Below are 18,109 nucleotides of genomic sequence, written 5' to 3' on the forward strand. Positions count from 1 at the left end.
GGCTCAGGCCTCGGCGTCACGGACGCGGGCCTCGAGCGCACGCAGCGCCTCCCTGACGGCAGCGTCCGCGTCGACGCCACTCGCCTCGGCTCGGGCGACGAGCACCGCGATCCCTTCACCGACCTCGGCGGCCGTGACGGGCTCAGAGGGCAGCTCGACGGCGACGCGGTGACTGCGCGCGCGGGAGACCACCTTCTGGGTGCGGGCCAGGGCGCTGAGCGAGTCGGCGATGCCCTCCAGCGACGAGGTGCGGCCCTTCTCGGCGCGCTTGCGTTCCTCCCAGGAGCGCCACATGTCGTCGGGCACCTCGGCGCCGTCGAACACGTGGGGGTGACGGCGGACGAGCTTGTCCGCGATGCCGCGGGCGACGTCCTCGAGGTCGAAACGCCCGTCGTCCTGGGCGATCCGGGCGTGGAAGTAGACCTGCAGGAGCAGGTCGCCCAGTTCCTCGCGCAGGTCGTCGTCGTCACCCGTCTCGACGGCGTCGACCACCTCGGCGGACTCCTCGATCAGGTGCTTGAGCAGCGAGCGGTGCGTCTGCTGCGCATCCCACGGGCATTCGGCCCGGAGCCGGTCCATGACGCCACGGAGCCGCTCCAGCTCGGAGGTCACTTCAGGATGGAGGCGGCGGGAGTCGACAGCGAGCCGGACTGGCTGAAGATCTGGGTCTCGTCGGGGCTCCAGCGCCCGTAACGCGGGTTCATCTGCACGTCGACGCCCTGCAGCTGCTCGAGGATGTCGGCGCCTGCCGCCTGGCTCAGGAAGCCCTGCCACACCTGGGCCCGCGCCAGCGGAGCGCAGTCCTGGTGGGCCATCATCTGCTGCATCTCAGCGTTGCTCGCGACCGCCTGATCGATGAGGTCATCGGTGACGCCCGCGTCGGCGAGCAGGACCTTGCTCACCTCACCGAGGGTCAGGATCTGGACGATCCCGATGCGGTTGAGGTCGGTGGTCTCGACGTTCAGTGCGGTGGCGCAGCCGTTGACGGCGGCCTCGATGGCGTTCTCGCTGATGGTCACACCCTCGACGGCGACGGCAGTGCCCGGCAGCGGGCTGCAGGCCCCAGCAGGGCCGCGGCGGCAGAGGCCGCGACGACGGCGGTGAGGCGTGTCAGCTTCATGGTGGTCCTCTCGCAAGGCGATTTCGGGCGCGCTCGGCGCAACGTCGTCAGGCTACCGCATCGTGCGGCGGGGTCCCGCCTAGGCGTACAGCTGCGTCAACAGGGTGGTGGCCCAGCCGAGGTAGTCACCGTCCGGCTTCGGTACCAGGATCTGGTCCACGGCGGACTTGACCGTCGACCCCGGATAGAGGCGCTGCAGCCGCAGCTGCTTCGACTCCGGCAGGCTCACCGGCGCGAACCTCACGACCCGCCCCTGCGGGACGATCTCGGCGATGCCGTGGCGGCGGCTGAGGTTCCGCAGCCCGGCGACGCCGAGCAGCGCCTCCACCGGAGCCGGCAGTTCCCCGTAGCGGTCCACGAGCTCAGCCCGGACGGCGTCGACGTCGGCGTCGGTGCGGATCTCGGCGATCTGCTTGTACATCTCGAGCCGGAGCCGCTCCGAGGAGATGTAGTCCTCCGGCAGGTGAGCGTCGACGGGGATCTCGACCCGCATCGTCGGCTCGGGCTCCTCCGCGTCGCCGCGGTAGCTGGCGACGGCCTCGCCGACCATGCGCAGGTACATGTCAAAGCCGACACCCTCGATGTGGCCGGACTGGTCCTCCCCTAGGAGGTTGCCTGCGCCGCGGAGCTCGAGGTCGCGCATCGCGATCGCCATGCCCGCCCCAACTCGGTGTTGGCGGCCATGGTGGCCAGCCGTTCGTGCGAGGCCTCCGTCAGTGGCTTGTCCGGGGGGTAGAGGAAGTAGGCGTAGCCGCGTTCCCGGGACCGGCCGACGCGGCCGCGCAGCTGGTGCAGCTGCGCCAGGCCGAGCATGTCGGCCCGGTCGATGATGAGGGTGTTCGCCGTCTGGATGTTGAGGCCTGCTTCGACGATCGTCGTACACACCAGCACGTCGGAGCGGCGCTCACCGAAGTCGAGCATCACCTGCTCGAGTCGCTTCTCGTTCATCTGGCCGTGGGCGGTCACGATGCGCGCCTCCGGCACCAGCTCCCGCAGCTGCGCCGCCGTCTTCTCGATCGTGGTCACCCGGTTGTGCAGGAAGAACACCTGCCCCTCGCGGGCCAGTTCCCGGCGGATGGCGGCCTTGACCTGCGCGTTGTCGTAGGGGCCCGCGAAGGTGAGGACCGGATGCCGCTCCTCCGGCGGCGTCGCGATGACGCTCATCTCCCGGATGCCGGTGATCGCGATCTCCAGCGTGCGGGGAATGGGGGTCGCCGACATCGACAGGACGTCGACGTTGACCCGCATCGCCTTCAGCTTCTCCTTGTGGTCGACGCCGAACCGCTGCTCCTCGTCGATGATGACGAGCCCGAGGTCCTTGAACTGCACTTCGCTGCCGAAGATCCGGTGGGTGCCGATGACGACGTCGACCTTGCCGGTGGCGAGCCCGTCGATGACCTTCTTCGCCTCCGCGTCTGTCTGGAAGCGGGACAGCTGCGCCAGGTGGATGGGGAAGCCTGCGAACCGCGACGCGAAGGTCTGGTAGTGCTGCGTGACGAGCAGCGTCGTCGGCACCAGGACGGCGACCTGCTTGCCGTCCTGCACGGCCTTGAACGCGGCGCGGACGGCGATCTCGGTCTTGCCGTAGCCGACGTCTCCGCAGATGAGCCGGTCCATGGGGACCAGCTTCTCCATGTCGGACTTCACCTCGGTGATGGCCGCCAGCTGGTCGGGGGTCTCGATGTAGCTGAAGGCATCCTCCAACTCCCGCTGCCACGGGGTGTCCGGCCCGAAGGCGTGGCCCTTCGTCGCCTGCCGTGCGGCGTAGAGCTTGATCAGCTCGCTGGAGATCTCGCGGACCGCCTTACGGGCCTTGGCCTTGCGCTTCGTCCAGTCCCCGCCGCCCATCTTGTCGAGGGCGGGCGACTCGGATCCGACGTAGCGGCTCAACTGATCCAGCTGGTCCATCGGCACGAACAGCCGGTCGCCGGGGTGTCCGCGCTTGCTGGGGGCGTACTCGATGACGAGGTAGTCGCGGGTGGCCCCGTGCACCTCACGCTGCAGGAGCTCGACGAAGCGGCCCACCCCATGTTGCTCGTGGACGACGGCGTCGCCGGACTTCAGCTCCAGGGGCTGGATGGTCGCCTTACGTCGTGCCGGCAGCTTCCGCTCCGCGCGGTCGGGGGCGGCCTGACCGGTCAGCTCGGCAGCGGTGATGACCTCCAGGCGCGCATGATCGTCTCGCCACCCCTGCCGCAACGAGGACTGTACGACGGTGATCGAACCAGGCTCCGGCGGCTCGGTGAGGTCACCGAGCTGGGCCCGGAGGCCCACCTCGCCGAGGATCTCGATGAGCCGCTGCCCCAGTCCCCTGCCCTCGACGGCGAGGATGATGCGCCATCCGTCAGCGACCCGGCCAGAGATGTGGCCGATGGCGGCCTCGGTATCGCCGCGGAACGTCTCCGACGGCGCGATACCGAGTGTGCGGGAGTGGACCGAGTCGGCGTCGAACGCGACCTCCTCGTCGCCGGCGGCGAACGGGGACAGCGACCACCAGCGCACACCCCGGCTGAGGGCATGCTGGCGGACGTCGCCGAGGGTCCAGTAGGCGGAGGCCCCCAGGTCGATCGGGGAGCGGCCGCCGCCCGCGGCGGCGGCCCAGCTGGCCTCCAGGAACTCCTGGCTGGTCTGGACGAGTTCGGCCGCGCGGGCGCGGATCAGCTCCGGCGACGCCGCCAGCACGATCGACCCCTTCGGCAGGACGTCGACCAACAGTTCCACCCCGTCCACGAGGGCGGGTGTGAGCGCCTCCATGCCTTCGACGGCGTGCCCTTCGGCGACACGGCTGAGCATGTCGGCGAGTTCCGGGTGTGCGGTGGCGAGCATCTTCGCACGCTTCCGGACGGCGTCCGTGAGCAGAAGTTCGCGGCAGGGGGTGGCGACGATCTCGTCGGTCTCGTCGCCGGTGGAGCGCTGGTCCGCGATCGTGAAGTAGCGGATGGCCTCTACTTCGTCGCCGAAGAAGTCGATGCGGACCGGGTGTTCCTCAGTGGGCGGGAACAGGTCGACGATGCCGCCCCGGACGGCGAACTCGCCGCGCCGCTCGACCATGTCGACCCGGTTGTAGGCGGCGCCGGTCAGGTCGGCCAGCAGCGTGCCCAGTTCGTACTCGGCACCGGTGCGGACCCGGACAGGGGTCATGTCGGCGAGGCCGACGACCTGCGGCTGCAGCACGGAGCGGACGGGGGCGACGAGCACCTTGGGTGGCTCCCCCTCGCCCCCTGCCAGCCGGCGCAGGACGGCGAGCCTGCGGCCCACGGTGTCGGCCCGCGGCGACAGGCGCTCATGCGGAAGGGTCTCCCAGGCCGGGTAGTACGCGACGGTGTCCTCGCCGAGCAGGCCGCCCAGCTCCGCCGTCAGCTGCTCCGCCTCGCGGTACGTGCTGGTGACCAGCAGGATCGTGCGGCCCGACTCGCTGGCGATGGCCGCCGTCAGCAGGGGAAAGAAGGAGGTGACGGCGGTGACGTCGAGCGTCGTCACGCCGGGGCGTCGAGCGTCCGCAAGGGTCGCCGCGAAGTGTTCATCGCCCTCGAGTACGGACAGCAACCCCGGATACTTCACCGGGCAACCTTACCGCCGGGGCAAACCTCAGCTGTTGAAGCGGTTCTGGGTGGCGTCGAGGCCCTCGCGGGCCAGAAACTCGACGGCGTCGGCGGCGATCGCAGCGTCGACACGCATGGCGTCCAGGTCGGAGGGGCGGAGCTTGGCCAGCACGTAGTCGGCGGCCGCCTGCCTGCCCGGCGGACGGCCGATGCCGACGCGCACCCGGAAGAAGTCGCCCGTGCCGAGGTGCTGACGGATCGACTTGAGCCCGTTGTGGCCGTTGTCTCCCCACCCTGCTTGACGCGCAGGCGCCCCGGGTCGAGGTCGAGTTCGTCGTGGATCACGATGACGCGGTCGGCCGGGATCTTGTGGAACGTGGCGAGCGCCTTGACGGCCACCCCCGACTCGTTCATGTACGTGGTCGGCTTCATCAGCACCAGCTTGAGCGGCTCCGGCCCGGGCAGCGTCACCGACGTCGTCTCGGCCCGCTGGCGGGAGTTCATGGAGAAGCCGGAGCCGTAGCGGTCCGCGAGGTCCGCTACGGCCCAGAACCCGACGTTGTGCCGGGTGATGTCGTAGGTCGGGCCCGGATTCCCGAGCCCGACCACGAGGAAGGGAGTGCTCACTCGGCAGCTTCGGCCTCAGCCTCGGCGGCGTCACCCTCGCCCTCGGTTTCGAGAACCGCGACGGGAGCAGGAACGACGGACAGGACCAGGGTGTCACCCTCGATCGCGGTCTCGACACCCTCGGGGAGGACGATGTCGGAGACGAGGATCTGGGCGCCGACCTCGAGGCCCTGGACGGAGACCTCGAACTCGGTGGGAATGTCGGTGGCCGGAGCCAGGACCGACAGGGCGACGAGATCCTGGTTCACGAGGGTGCCGCTCTCGGCCTCGCCGACCAGGATGAGCTGGACGTCGACGGTGACCTTCTCGCCGGCCTTCACGAGGATGAGGTCGAGGTGCTCGATCGCGGGGAGGATCGGGTCGCGGGTGATCTGCTTGGGCAGCGCGAGGATCGGCTTGGCCTCACCCTCGACGGCGATCTCCAGCAGGGCGTTGGCGGTGCGCAGCGCCAGGAAGGTCTCGTGGGCGTTGAGCGCCAGGTGCATCGGCTCGATGCCGTGGCCGTAGACGACGGCGGGAGTCTGGCCGGCGCGGCGCAGGCGGCGGGCGGCGCCCTTGCCGAACTCGGTACGGGTGGTGGCGGTAAGCTTGGCGTCTGCCATGGCAATGTCCTCTAGCTCTGGGTGACGGGGCACGAAATTGCGGGCACCGAGCGAGGAAAGCTAGTCGATAACGGACACAGGTCCCTCGCCAGGCAACCAGCACAGCCTACACCGTACCCGGGTGCCCCGGAAATCCCCGTCCTCCTCTTGGCTAAGGTGGCATCCGTGATGGCCAGCAACGGGGCACCCCGGATCAGCATGCGTGAGGTCGCCGCGTTGGCGAAGGTGTCGATCGGCACCGTGTCCAATGTCCTCAACAACCCCGACCGGGTTCTGCCCGCGACCCGCGAGCGAGTGGAGCGCGCTATCGCCGAGACCGGCTGGGTGCCGAACCAGCAGGCCCAGCAGCTGCGCGCCGGGCACGGCCGCACCGTCGGCCTCGCCGTCATGGACGTCACGAACCCGTTCTTCGCCGACCTGTTGCGCGGCGCGCAGTCGACGCTGTCCGAGCACGGCTACACCGCCACCATCGGCGACGCCGACAACGATCCCGCGCGGCAGACGGCGATCCTGCGCAGCTTCCTGGAACAGCGCGTGCGCGGCGTGATCCTCGGCCCCATCGGCAACTCCCCCGGCGAGGTCGACGAACTGACCCGCGCCGGCATCCACACGGTGCTGGTCGACCGGATCACGACCACCTCGGAGACCTGCACCGTCGGCGTCGACGACGTGGCCGGCGGCAGGATCGCCGTCGAGCACCTCACCGAGCGGGGCCACCGCCGCATCGCGTTCGCGGGCGGCCCGTCGACGCTGGTGCAGGTGCGCGACCGCATGGAGGGCGCCCTGCAGGCTGCCGAGGCGGCCGGCGCGACCCTGATCACCATCTCCGTCCCGATCCTGGAGTTCGCGGGCGGACGCCGCGCCGCGGACGAGATCGCGCTGATGCCGCTCGAGGAGCGCCCCACCGCCGTCTTCTGCGCCAACGACCTCGTCGCCATCGGCCTCCTCCAGGGCCTGATCGCCGTCGGGCTGCGGGTGCCCGACGACATCGCGATCGTCGGCTACGACGACATCGAGTTCGCCGCCGCTGCCGCCGTGCCGCTCTCCAGCGTCGCCCAGCCCCGCCGCGACCTCGGCACCACCGCGGCCCGGCTGCTGGTGGCCGAGTTCGAGCAGGGCGCGGAGCACCGCCACGAGGCCGTCACGTTCACCCCCGAACTGTCCGTGCGCGCCTCGAGCGCCCACCGCGTGAACTGAGCCGTTTCCCTTGACGTCCGGGGCAGGCAGGACTATGGTGAATGAAACGATTCAACACACCCAATGGAGGGCCGCGATGACGACCTTTGCTTCCATCACCGACCAACTCGCGCAGCAGGCCATCGAGGTTCCCTCATGGGCCTACGGAAACTCGGGCACCCGCTTCCGGGTCTTCGGGACACCGGGCACCCCGCGCACGGTCTTCGAGAAGCTCGCCGATGCCGCCCAGGTGAACGCCTACACGGGCCTCGCCCCCAAGGTCGCCCTCCACTACCCCTGGGACAGGGTCGACAACTGGGCCGAGGTCGTCGACTACGCGGCCGAGGTCGGCGTCGGGCTGGGCACCGTCAACTCCAACACCTTCCAGGATGCCGAGTACAAGTTCGGCAGCCTCGCGCACCACGACGCGGCTGTCCGCCAGAAGGCGATCGACCACCACCTCGAGTGCATCGACGTCATGAACCAGATCGGCTCCCAGGACCTCAAGATCTGGCTCGCCGACGGCACCAACTACCCGGGTCAGGGCGACATCCGCCGCCGGCAGGACTGGCTGGCCGACTCGCTGGCGAAGATCTACGCCCACATCGGCGAGGACCAGCGCCTCGTGCTCGAGTACAAGTTCTTCGAGCCGTCGTTCTACCACACCGATGTTCCGGACTGGGGCACGTCGTACACCCAGGTCGCCGCTCTCGGTGAGCGCGCCGTCGTCTGCCTCGACACCGGGCACCACGCCCCCGGCACCAACATTGAGTTCATCGTCGCGCAGCTGCTGCGCCTCGGGAAGCTCGGCTCGTTCGACTTCAATTCCCGCTTCTACGCCGATGATGACCTGATCGTCGGCGCGGCCGACCCGTTCCAGCTGTTCCGCATCCTGTGGGAGGTGCGCCGCGGCAACGGCTTCGCCCCTGAGACGGGCGTCGCGTTCATGCTCGACCAGTGCCACAACATCGAGGACAAGATCCCCGGCCAGATCCGCTCCGTGCTCAACGTGCAGGAGATGACGGCGCGGGTGCTGCTCGTCGACACGGAGGCCCTCGAGGCGGCCCAGGTTGCTGGCGACGTGCTGGGCGCCAACGCCATCCTCATGGACGCCTTCTACACCGACGTGCGCCCGGACCTGGCGGCGTGGCGCGAGAGCCGCGGTTTCCCGGCCGACCCGATGAAGGCGTTCGCGGATTCCGGCTACCTGGCGAAGATCGCCGAGGAGCGGGTGGGCGGCGTTCAGGCCGGTTGGGGGGCCTGAGTGTCGGGCTCCGTCATCGCGGTCGACCTGGGCGCCACGAGCGGCCGGGTCGTCCTGGCGACGCTGGCCGACGGCCGGCTGTCGCTCACGGAGGCCCACCGGTTCTCCACCGCTGCACACCGCACCGAGCTGGGTCTCCAGCTCGACGTGATGCGTCTGTTCGACGAGATCCAGGCCGGGATCGGTAAGGCTGTCGCCGCCGCTCCCGGCCCGGTCTCGGGGCTGGGCATCGACTCCTGGGGCGTCGACTACGGACTCGTCGGGGCCGACGGCCTGATCGGCATGCCCTTCAACTACCGCGACGACCGCACCCTGCGCGGCCGCGAACTGGTGCGCGCCGTCGTCGACCAGTCGGAGCTGTATGGGCGCGTCGGCATCCACGACAACCCGTTCAACACGATCAACCAGCTCGCCGACGACCTGGCCGAGGGCCGGCTCGACGACGCCGAGGCCTTCCTGTTGCTGCCCGACCTCCTCGGATACCTGCTGACGGGCCGCCGCTACGCCGAGCGCACGAACACGTCGACCGGCGCGATGCTCGATCCGGGCACCCGCGACTGGGACTGGGAGCTGATCGACCGCGTCGGTCTGCCGCGACGGATCTTCCCGGAACTGGTCGACGCGGGCACCGTCATCGGCCCCATCATCAACGGGCTGGCCGCCGGTGTTCCGCTGGTCACCGTCGGTTCGCACGACACCGCCTCCGCGGTCGTCGGCGCCCCGCTGACAGGCCCTGACGACGTGTTCGTCTCCTCGGGTACCTGGTCGCTGATCGGCATGGAACTCGATCGCCCCATCGTGACCGAGGAGGCCCGCCTGGCCGCCCTCGCCAACGAGGGCGGCGTCGACGGCACCACCCGGTTCCTGAAGAACGTCATGGGCATGTGGATCCTGTCCGAGGCGATGCGCACCTGGGAGGCGGAGGGCCGCGACGTGTCGCTGCCGGACCTGCTGGCCAGGGCTGCGACGATCACGGGCGTCCCCCGCTTCGACGCCACGGACGAAGCCCTCATGGCGCCCGGTGACATGCCGGCCCGCGTGGCCCGCCTCGTCGGCGACGATCCGCGCATGGACGACCCGGCCTTCTTCACGCGCTCGGTGCTCGAGTCGTTGGCCGACGCCTACGCCGCCACTGTCGAGGAACTCGCCCAGTTCACGGGACGGCGTCCCACCCGCATCGCGGTCGTCGGCGGCGGTTCGCAGAACGCCCTGCTCAACCAACTGACCGCTGACCGCACCGGCATGACCGTCTCGGCGGGCCCCGTCGAGGCGACAGCGATGGGCAACGCCCTGATCCAGGCCCGCGCCGTCGGGCTCACTCCCCATACCCTCGCCGACCTCAGGAGCATCGTCATGGCCTCGGCAGACCTCACCACCTTCACCCCGGCATCCGACAAGGACGCCGTCCTCGCCGAGATCACGGCCCTGTCCAATGAGTTCGGCGCCGACCCCCTGTTCACCCGGGCCGGCGGTGGCAACTCGTCGGCGAAGGTCGACGGCGTGCTGTACATCAAGCCGAGCGGCGTCTCGATGGCGACGATGGCGGCCGACGATCTGGTTCCGCTGGATCTGAAGGTCCTCAACGACGCGCTGGACGCGCCGGATCCGGACCCCTCGTTCGGCGACCCCGTCAACCACATCGCCACGGTCGCCCGCGTCGTCGAGGGCCCGCGGCGTCCCTCGGTGGAGATCCTCTTCCACGCGCTGATCCCGGAGACCTACGTCCTCCACACGCATCCGCTGCTGATCAACTCGATCACGTGCAACGCCGACGGCGAGGCCCTGACCCGTGAGCTGTTCGGCGACGACGTCGTGTGGGTGCCGTACGTGGATCCGGGGCTGCCGCTGGCGCGCCTGATCAAGCAGCGTCGGGCCGAGCACGCCGAGCGGACGGGGCACCGGTCCCCCGGATCGTGTTCCTGATGAACCACGGCCTCATCGTCTCCGGCGACAACGCGGACGACGTGCGCGAGCTGAGCGCCATGGTGACCCGTCGCATCGAGGAGCGGCTCGCCGCCGCCCCCGAGGTGGCCGGCTCCGCGGCCGACGGCGACCTGGCCGCGATCGCGGAGCAGTTCCGGGCCGCGACGGGATCCGCCGCGGTAGCTACGGATGCCGGGCCGCTGGCCCGTGACTTCACGGGCGGCGAGGCCGGCCGCGCCTACCTGGGCGCCGGTCCGCTGATCCCCGACCAGATCGTGTACGCGGGCAGCTTCGCCCTTGTGCTGGAGCCGGGCGCCGACGTCGCAGCGGCCCTGGCGGATTTCACTGCGGAGCGGGGCGTGTCGCCGATCATCGCGGTGGCCCCGGGCGTCGGGGTGGCCGCGGTGGGCGGCTCGGAGAAGCAGGCGACGACGGCCCTGGAGGTCTTCGTCGATGCCCTGACGGTCGTCCGCAACGCGTCGCGTCTCGGCTCGGTCCGCGCCCTCGACGAGCGGGAGCGCCGCTTCATCGAGACGTGGGAGGCGGAGGCGTACCGCCAGAAGGTCGCCAACAGCTGACCTGAACACGCTCACACGCCACGGAGGCCGGTCCCGAGGGACCGGCCTCCGTCCTCCTTCGACAGGCTCAGGAACCTCCTTCGACAGGCTCAGGAACCTCCTTCGACAGGCTCAGGAGCCTCAGTCGACGGCCAGCGCCTCCGTCGGCGTCGCGTTGGCCGCCTTCCGGCCCGGCAGCACCGACGCGAGGGCCGCAGCCGCGAGGCAGGCCAGGATCAGGCCGGCCGTGTACAGGCCGTCGAGGGCGAACACCGTCTCGAACTCCACCGGCATCATGCCCATCACCGAGCTGACGCCCAGCCAGCCGAAGAATGAGCCGGCCGCCAGGCCGATCAGCGTCCCGAGCCCGACCAGCGCGATCGCCTCGATCAGCAGCATCGACCGCAGACTTGCCCGCTGCATACCCAGCGCCCGCAGCAGCGCCGACTCGCGCTGCCGTTCGATCACGGACAGGCTCAGCGTGTTGGCGACACCGACCAGGGCGATGACCACGGCGACCCCGAGCAGGGCCGTCATCACGATCAGCATCACGTTCAGAAACTGGGTGAAGACCGAGGCCATGACGGCGCCGCCGCCGCTGATCCTGGCATCGGGGTAGCCCTCGACGGTCCTCAGCACCTGGTTCAGTACCGTGGCATCGGTGCGGTCGGTGAGCCCGATCCACACCTCGAGAGTCTCCGCCTCACCCGCGACCTTCGCGAACGTGGCTTCGGAGACGATCACCTGGTCGTAGTCGACGTTCTCCGAGGTCTTCGCCTCGAGGTCGAGCGGGCCGTCGATTCCCGGCAGCGTGAGCCGCTTGTTCTCCGTGACGATCGCGCCGGACGCGCTGATGATGGCCGCGGTGTCGTTCGGCACGCGGGTCTCCCGCGGCTCGATGCCCAGTTCCGCGTAGGCGGCCTTCGGGGAGAGGACCGCGGCGCGATGCCCGTCGTAGCTGGCAGCCTCACCCAGGTCGACCCGCTTGCCGGGCACCTCGACCGCAGCCTTGACCCCGCTGGTGCGCGCCAGCGTCTCCACGAACCCGTCCGGGACGGATCCCTCGAAGGTGACGGCGAGGTCGGTGGGGTACGACTCGTTGATCGCCTGCATCCCCGAGGTGCGGGTGGTCGCGAGCGCCACCTGCAGCGTGACGATGAGGCCGACGGCGAGCATCAGCGCCGTCGCCGTGGCAGCGGCCCGCTGCGGGTTCCGCGCGGCGTTGGTGAAGGCGAGCCGGGTGGTGGGCCCGAGCCTGCCGAAGAGTTTGCCGGCCAGCCGCAGCAGCGGGGCCACGTAGAACGGGGCACCGCCGAGGACCGCAATGGTCAACAGGATGCCGGCGGGGATGGCGTAGAAGATCGCGTTCTCGGAGTCGGTCCGGCTGAGGACGACGAGCCCGACGCCCACCACCCCCGTGACGCCGCACACGATGGCGCGCGCCAGGCCCGCACGCCGAGCCTCGGCGGCGGTGGGAACGCTCTGGAGCGCCTCGATCGGGCGCGTTCTGGCCGCCCGCAGCGAGGGCACGACGGCGGCGACGAAGGTCGCGATCACGCCGGCCAGCCAGGCGAGCAGCAGTTCGACGGGCCGCAACGCGAGGCCGAAGTAGTTCGACTCGGTGACGAAGCCGCCGATCCACGCGACCAGCGCACCCAGCCCGAGGCCGACCAGCGAGCCGACGGCGCCCAGCAGCAGCGCCTCGACCATGAGCCGTCCCTGCACCTGGCCGGGCGAGGCGCCGACGGCGCGCAGCAAGCCCGTCTGACGGCGCCGCTGCGCCGCGAGGATCGTGAACGTGTTGGCGATGGTGATGGCGCCGACGAGCAGCGCGACCGCGGCGAACGCCTGCAGCATGTTCTTCAGCGCATCGAACCCGTCGGTCAACGACAGCAGCGACTCGGAGCGGGCCTCGTCGCCGGTCACCACGGAGATGTCCTGGCCCAGCTCGGCGGCCTGCCGCTTCACGGCGGCCAGCGTGGTGGGCTCCGACGCTCCCGGCGCGAGGCGCACGGCCAGCTCCCAGGCGTACAGGTCTTCCGCGTCGGGCGAGACGTAGCCGGTCGTGGCGAACAGCGCGCTCGGGTCGTCGGTGACGCCGACCACGGTGAACGTCGCCTCCTCCCCCTCGGCGGAGAGGGTGTCGCCGACACGTGCGCCCAGATCGGCCATGGCCCCGCGGGACAGGGCGACCTCCCCCTTCTTCGCGGGGAGCCGCCCCTCGACGACCTGTGCCCAGTGCTGCCACTCCTGCGGCACCCGGTACAGGTTCGTCTGGGCGCTGCGGTCGCCGTGGGTGAGGTAGTACAGCATCGAGATCGGCATCTCCGCGACGCCGTCGACGCCCGCGACGGACGAGAGCCGGGAGATGGCCTCGTCGACGGGCGTGTCGTCCAGCCGGACGATGAGGTCGGCCTGCGACATCGGCAGCGCGGCGAGCCGCTCCATGGCGTTCTGCTGCGAGTTGACGAAGATCGAGATGGCGGAGATGAACCCGACGCTGATGGCGATCGCGATCAGGGTGGCGATGTATCGCCCCGGATGGAGCCTCAGCTCACTGACGGCGTGCTTCCACATCAGAGCGCCACCGCGTTCAGGAGCGCGAAGACCTCGTCGGCGGTCGGGTCGTCGACATCGTTGACGATGCGTCCGTCCAACAGCATCAGCACCCTGTCGGCGTAGGCGGCGGCCTTCGGGTCGTGCGTGACCATGATGATCGTCTGCCCATGCTGGCGGGAGCGTCGCTGCAGGTACTCGAGCAGGGCGGTGCCGGTGCGCTGGTCGAGGGCGCCGGTGGGTTCGTCGGCGAAGACGACCTCGGGGTCGCTCATCATGGCGCGGGCGACGGCGACGCGCTGCTGCTGACCGCCCGACAGCTGGCTGGGGCGGTGCCGCAGCCGGTCGGTCAGCCCGAGCGACGTTGTCAGTTCGTTGAACACGGCCCGGTCGACGCGCCGTCCTGCCAGTTCGAGCGGAAGCAGGATGTTCTGCTCCGCCGTCAGGGTCGGGAGGAGGTTGAACGACTGGAAGACGAAGCCGACGCTGTCGCGGCGCACCCGCGTGACGGCCTTCTCCGGCAGCCGCGCGATGTTCTCATTGCCGATGAACACCTCGCCGCGCGTGGGGCGGTCGAGGCCCGCCATGCAATGCATCAGGGTGGACTTGCCGGAACCCGAGGGGCCCATGACGGCGGTAAAGCTGCCCTTGCCGATCGCGACGGTGACGTCGTCCACAGCGACCACCGGCTGATCCGCCGATCCGAAGATCCTGGTCAGGTTCTGCACGCTGCAGGCGGGCGGGTTCTGGTTCACGAGGGTGTCCTTCCATCGGTCGACGCCCTAACGCTAGGGCGCGACCGGGGCCCAGCGGATCGGCTCATCGTCGCCGCCTGTCACCGCGCGACTCCTACTCCGGTCGGACGGGCACCACCCGGTGGCGTACGGGACACCCCCTAGGATCGATCACCATGCAGCGCCGAACCGTCACCCTGCTCGGGCCCGCCTTCGTCACCGCACTCGCCTACGTGGATCCCGGCAACGTCGCGGCGAACCTGAGCGCCGGCGCCAACTACGGCTATCTGCTGGTGTGGGCGCTCGTCCTGGCGTGCCTGATGGCGATGCTGGTGCAGTACCTGTCGGCGAAGCTGGGCGTGGTCACCGGACAGTCGCTCAGCGCGCTGGTCCGCGACCGGCTCAACGCCAGGAGCCACTGGCGCCTGTGGCGGACCGCCTACGGGGCGCAGGCGGTCGTCGTCGCCATCGCCACCGACCTTGCGGAGGTGGTGGGCGGGGCCATCGCGCTCTACCTGCTGTTCGGGCTCCCACTGTGGCTGGGCGCGATCATCGTCGGGGCCGTCGCCATCCTGGCGCTGCACTGGATGCGGTCGCGCGGCGAGCACTTCTTCGAGATCCTGATGGCCGCGGTGCTGGCCACGATAGCCGTCGGCTTCCTGGCGACGCTGGTCTGGCTGCCGCCGGACCCGGCCGGGGTCCTGGGCGGCATGCTGCCGCGCTTCAGCGACGCAGGCTCGGTGCAGCTTGCCGCGGCGATGCTGGGCGCAACCGTCATGCCGCACGCCATCTACCTGCACTCGGCGCTGGCCAATCAGCGGCACGAGGGCTCCGGGGAGACCGTGGGTCGGCTGCTGCAGGTGCAGCGCATCGACGTGGCAGTCGCGCTGACGATCGCCGCCGCCGTCAACCTCTCCATGCTGCTGTTCGCTGCCTCCGGGCTGCGGGGCTCAACCATCGACTCCATCGAGGGCGCACACGCGGAGATCGCGGCGCTGGTGGGTTCCGTCCCGGCGACGGTGTTCGCGGTGGGGCTGCTCGTGTCGGGACTCGGGTCGGCGATCGTCGGCACCGACGCCGGCGCCGGCATGGTCAAGGACCTGATCTCGCCGCGCATCACGCCGACGACACGGCGCCTCATCACGCTGGTGCCCTCGGTCGCCGTCCTGGTGGCGGGACTGCATCCGACACAGGCGCTGGTCCAGTCCCAGCTGGTGTTGAGCTTCGGCATCGCCTTCGCACTGATCCCGCTGGTGCTGCTGACGAGCAACGCGACGGTGATGGGCGCGCATCGCTCTGGGCCGGTGGTGCGCACCCTCGCATGGATCGTCGTCGCCGCCGTCATCGCCTTGAACGTGGCGGTGATCGTCACGGCGTGACGGCGGGCGCCGCGACACGCTCCGGACGCAGAAGGGGCGGCCACCAGATGGCGGCCGCCCCCTCAAGGTCGTGCGGTGGTCAGGCCTGGCCTCCGAAGAGGGACGTGACCGAGCCGTCGAGGAAGACGGCGTTGATGGCCTTGGCGATCAGCGGCGCGATCGACAGGACCGTCAGGTTCTTGATCGGCTCAGGGGTGTTGATCGGCAGGGTGTTGGTGACGATGATCTCCTCCATGCCGCAGTTGTTCAGGCGCTCGGCGGCGGGCCGGAGAACACCGGGTGGGTAGCGGCGCAGATGACCTTCTTGGCGCCCCGTTCGCGGAGCGCGGCGGCCGCCTGGACGATGGTCCCCGCGGTGTCGACCATGTCGTCGACAAGCAGGCACGTCTTGCCCGCGACATCACCGACGACCTCGTGGACGGCGACGGTGTTGGCCAGGTTGGGATCGCGACGCTTGTGGATGATGGCCAGCGGGCAGCCGAGCTTGTCGGTCCACATGTCTGCCAGCCGCACGCGGCCGGCGTCCGGGGACACGACGGCCATCTCCTCGGTGCCGTAGCGCTCCTTGACGTAGTCGGAGAGCACCGGCAGGCCCCACAGGTGGTCGACGGGGCCGTCGAAGAAGCCCTGGATCTGCGAGGCGTGCAGGTCGACCGACATGATGCGGTCGGCGCCGGCTGCCTTGTACAGGTCGGCGACGAGGCGCGCCGAGATGGGCTCACGACCGAGGTGTTTCTTGTCCTGCCGGGCGTACGGGTAGAAGGGGGCGACGACGGTGATGCGCTTGGCGGAGGCCCGCTTCAGCGCGTCGACCATGATCAACTGCTCCATGATCCACTCGTTGACCGGGGCCGTGTGAGACTGGATGACGAACGCGTCGCAGCCGCGCACCGACTCCTCAAAGCGGACGTAGATCTCGGAGTTCGCGTAGGTCAGCGCCCGCGTCGGCACGAGGTCCGTGCCCATCAGCGTCGCCACCTCACTGGCGAGCTCCGGGTACGCACGGCCGCTGAACAACATTAGGTGTTTGTCGTTCTTGGCGATCTGGGACATGGACACTAGGCCTTCTTCTCTCGGGACTCGATGACGGCTGGGTGGACTGCACCGTCGCTCGCTGCTGCGGCGACGGCCTGCTTGGAGGCGGGGCGCTTCTCGGCGACGTAGCCGTCGATGTTGCGCTGGCGGCCCCGCGCGACGCCGAGGGCGCCCGCGGGAACGTCTTCTGTGATGGCTGAGCCGGCGGCGACGAGGGCTCCCGCGCCCACGTCGATGGGGGCCACGAGAACCGTGTTCGACCCGACGAAGGCACCTTCGCCGACGTGCGTCGTGGACTTGTAGGTGCCGTCGTAGTTGGCGAAGATCGTGCCCGCACCGATGTTGACGTTCTCGTCGATGATCGCGTCACCGACGTAGGACAGGTGCGGCACCTTGGCGCCGTCACCGATGGTGGCGTTCTTCGACTCGACGAACGCGCCGATCTTGCCCTTGGCGCCGAGGATGGTGCCGGGGCGCAGGTAGGAGAACGGGCCGACGGTGGCGCCGTCGCCGATCACCGCGAAGGAGCCGTGGGTGCGGACGACCTCGGCGCCGACGCCGACCTCGACGTCCATCAGCGACGTGTCGGGACCGATGACGGCGCCGCTGGCGATGCTCGTCGCGCCCTGGAGGATGACGCCCGGCATGAGGGTGACATCCGGGGAGAGGTCGACGTCGACGTCGATGAAGGTGCTGGCCGGGTCGACCATGGTGACACCCTTGAGCATCCACGCGTCGCGGATGCGGCGGTTCATCTCGGCGTTCATGCGGGCCAGCTGGACCCGGTCGTTGACGCCCTCGACCTGCCACACATCGTCGATCAGGTGCGCTCCGACCTTCTCGTTCTGCGCGGCGGCGAAGTGCAGCACCTCGGTGAGGTACAGCTCGCCCTGCGCGTTGTCGGTGTTGAGCGACGCGAGGCCGGCGCGGAGGATGGCGGCGTCGAAGACGTAGATGCCCGAGTTGATCTCGTCGATGCGGCGCTGCTCCTCGGTGGCGTCGCGGTGCTCGACGATGCCGACGACGGCGTCACCGTCGCGCAGGACACGGCCGTAGCCCGCGGGGTCGGCGACGCGTGCCGTCAACACCGTCGCCGCGTGCTGGTTGGCGCGGTGGACGGCGACGAGCTGGCGCAGCGTGTCGCCGGTGAGCATCGGGACGTCGGCGTAGGTGACGACGACGTCACCGGTCAGGTGCTCGAGCCCCTCCAGGCCACAGGAGACGGCGTGCCCGGTGCCGAGCTGCTCCTCCTGGACGGCGGTGACGACCGTCTCGCTGAGCTTGTCGAGGTGGGCCTCGACCTGCTCACGGAGGTGCCCGACGACCACGACGAGGTGGTCGGGGTTCAGCGCGGCCGCCGAGGACACGGCGAAGCTCAGCATCGACTTGCCTGCGACCTCGTGCAGAAGTTTGGACTTGGTGGACTTCATCCGGGTTCCGCCGCCTGCGGCGAGAACCACGACGGCTGCGACGGGCGCGAGCTCGCTGTCGGTTGGCAAGGTTTCTCCTTCGTGGCCAAACGTGCGTACCGCGCAGCGCGCCGAGCCGTGCCCTTCGGGTGTGCCAGGCGCCTACGGGGTTCGCAACGCATCAT

General features: G+C 69.9%; 10 protein-coding genes and 4 pseudogenes. 5 read left to right on the forward strand and 9 right to left on the reverse strand.

Going from position 1 to position 18,109, the window contains the following annotated elements; translation table 11 throughout:
* Window positions 1-3 precede the first annotated feature (3 nt).
* The 5 genes and pseudogenes from H9L22_RS10110 to H9L22_RS10130 form a co-directional block, all read right to left on the reverse strand.
* Entirely contained in the window at window positions 4-579 is a 576-nt protein-coding gene (locus H9L22_RS10110) for a MazG family protein (protein ID WP_187722655.1), read from the reverse strand.
* A gap of 29 nt (window positions 580-608) precedes the next feature.
* On the reverse strand, window positions 609-1,019 hold the full coding sequence (locus H9L22_RS10115) for a hypothetical protein (protein ID WP_187719811.1): 411 nt from the start codon (window positions 1,017-1,019) through the stop codon (window positions 609-611).
* A gap of 180 nt (window positions 1,020-1,199) precedes the next feature.
* A pseudogene (gene mfd / locus H9L22_RS10120) lies at window positions 1,200-4,681 on the reverse strand (transcription-repair coupling factor).
* A 27-nt stretch (window positions 4,682-4,708) separates the two neighbouring features.
* Window positions 4,709-5,289: pseudogene (pth, locus tag H9L22_RS10125) on the reverse strand (aminoacyl-tRNA hydrolase).
* Window positions 5,286-5,891: a 50S ribosomal protein L25/general stress protein Ctc gene (locus H9L22_RS10130; RefSeq protein WP_187719812.1), complete on the reverse strand. Its 606-nt coding sequence runs from the start codon at window positions 5,889-5,891 to the stop codon at window positions 5,286-5,288. The pseudogene pth and the gene H9L22_RS10130 overlap by 4 nt, the downstream one beginning before the upstream one ends.
* Window positions 5,892-6,059: 168 nt before the next feature.
* Here H9L22_RS10130 and H9L22_RS10135 point away from each other — a divergent pair, with 168 nt between their 5' ends.
* The 4 genes from H9L22_RS10135 (at window position 6,060) to H9L22_RS10150 (ending at window position 10,832) form a co-directional block, all read left to right on the forward strand.
* Window positions 6,060-7,088: a LacI family DNA-binding transcriptional regulator gene (locus tag H9L22_RS10135; RefSeq protein WP_226966303.1), complete on the forward strand. Its 1,029-nt coding sequence runs from the start codon at window positions 6,060-6,062 to the stop codon at window positions 7,086-7,088.
* A 76-nt stretch (window positions 7,089-7,164) separates the two neighbouring features.
* Window positions 7,165-8,331: an L-rhamnose isomerase gene (rhaI, locus tag H9L22_RS10140; RefSeq protein WP_187719813.1), complete on the forward strand. Its 1,167-nt coding sequence runs from the start codon at window positions 7,165-7,167 to the stop codon at window positions 8,329-8,331.
* On the forward strand, window positions 8,332-10,254 hold the full coding sequence (locus H9L22_RS10145) for an FGGY-family carbohydrate kinase (protein WP_187719814.1): 1,923 nt from the start codon (window positions 8,332-8,334) through the stop codon (window positions 10,252-10,254).
* The gene (locus H9L22_RS10150; protein ID WP_187719815.1) at window positions 10,254-10,832 is read left to right on the forward strand and encodes a hypothetical protein; all 579 of its coding nucleotides are present in this window, start codon (window positions 10,254-10,256) and stop codon (window positions 10,830-10,832) included. The genes H9L22_RS10145 and H9L22_RS10150 overlap by 1 nt, the downstream gene beginning before the upstream one ends.
* Before the next feature lie 120 nt (window positions 10,833-10,952).
* Here the strand turns inward: H9L22_RS10150 and H9L22_RS10155 are convergent, their stop codons facing one another.
* Complete coding sequence (locus tag H9L22_RS10155; protein ID WP_187719816.1) at window positions 10,953-13,388, reverse strand: ABC transporter permease; 2,436 nt, start codon at window positions 13,386-13,388, stop codon at window positions 10,953-10,955.
* Window positions 13,388-14,104: pseudogene (locus tag H9L22_RS10160) on the reverse strand (ABC transporter ATP-binding protein); the annotation flags it as partial. The gene H9L22_RS10155 and the pseudogene H9L22_RS10160, both read right to left, overlap by 1 nt.
* A 173-nt stretch (window positions 14,105-14,277) precedes the next feature.
* Between H9L22_RS10160 and H9L22_RS10165 the strand changes: the two are divergent.
* A complete protein-coding gene (locus tag H9L22_RS10165; protein ID WP_187719818.1) occupies window positions 14,278-15,480 on the forward strand; it encodes an Nramp family divalent metal transporter in 1,203 nt (400 codons plus the stop codon).
* Between the two features lie 79 nt (window positions 15,481-15,559).
* Here the strand turns inward: H9L22_RS10165 and H9L22_RS10170 are convergent.
* Window positions 15,560-16,500 (reverse strand): annotated as a pseudogene (locus H9L22_RS10170) (ribose-phosphate diphosphokinase).
* A gap of 38 nt (window positions 16,501-16,538) precedes the next feature.
* The gene (glmU, locus tag H9L22_RS10175; protein WP_226965792.1) at window positions 16,539-18,014 is read right to left on the reverse strand and encodes a bifunctional UDP-N-acetylglucosamine diphosphorylase/glucosamine-1-phosphate N-acetyltransferase GlmU; all 1,476 of its coding nucleotides are present in this window, start codon (window positions 18,012-18,014) and stop codon (window positions 16,539-16,541) included.
* Window positions 18,015-18,109 lie beyond the last annotated feature (95 nt).

Source organism: Tessaracoccus defluvii (assembly GCF_014489575.1).
Classification (GTDB): domain Bacteria; phylum Actinomycetota; class Actinomycetes; order Propionibacteriales; family Propionibacteriaceae; genus Arachnia; species Arachnia defluvii.

Bases quoted from the DNA above. Each gene is read 5' to 3' on its own strand.
- H9L22_RS10130 (WP_187719812.1), bottom strand. From the start codon at position 5,891: ATGGCAGACGCCAAGCTTACCGCCACCACCCGTACCGAGTTCGGCAAG.
- H9L22_RS10155 (WP_187719816.1), bottom strand. From the start codon at position 13,388: ATGTGGAAGCACGCCGTCAGTGAGCTGAGGCTCCATCCGGGGCGATAC.
- H9L22_RS10135 (WP_226966303.1), top strand. From the start codon at position 6,060: ATGGCCAGCAACGGGGCACCCCGGATCAGCATGCGTGAGGTCGCCGCG.
- H9L22_RS10165 (WP_187719818.1), top strand. From the start codon at position 14,278: ATGCAGCGCCGAACCGTCACCCTGCTCGGGCCCGCCTTCGTCACCGCA.
- H9L22_RS10110 (WP_187722655.1), bottom strand. From the start codon at position 579: ATGGACCGGCTCCGGGCCGAATGCCCGTGGGATGCGCAGCAGACGCAC.
- rhaI (WP_187719813.1), top strand. From the start codon at position 7,165: ATGACGACCTTTGCTTCCATCACCGACCAACTCGCGCAGCAGGCCATC.
- H9L22_RS10150 (WP_187719815.1), top strand. From the start codon at position 10,254: ATGAACCACGGCCTCATCGTCTCCGGCGACAACGCGGACGACGTGCGC.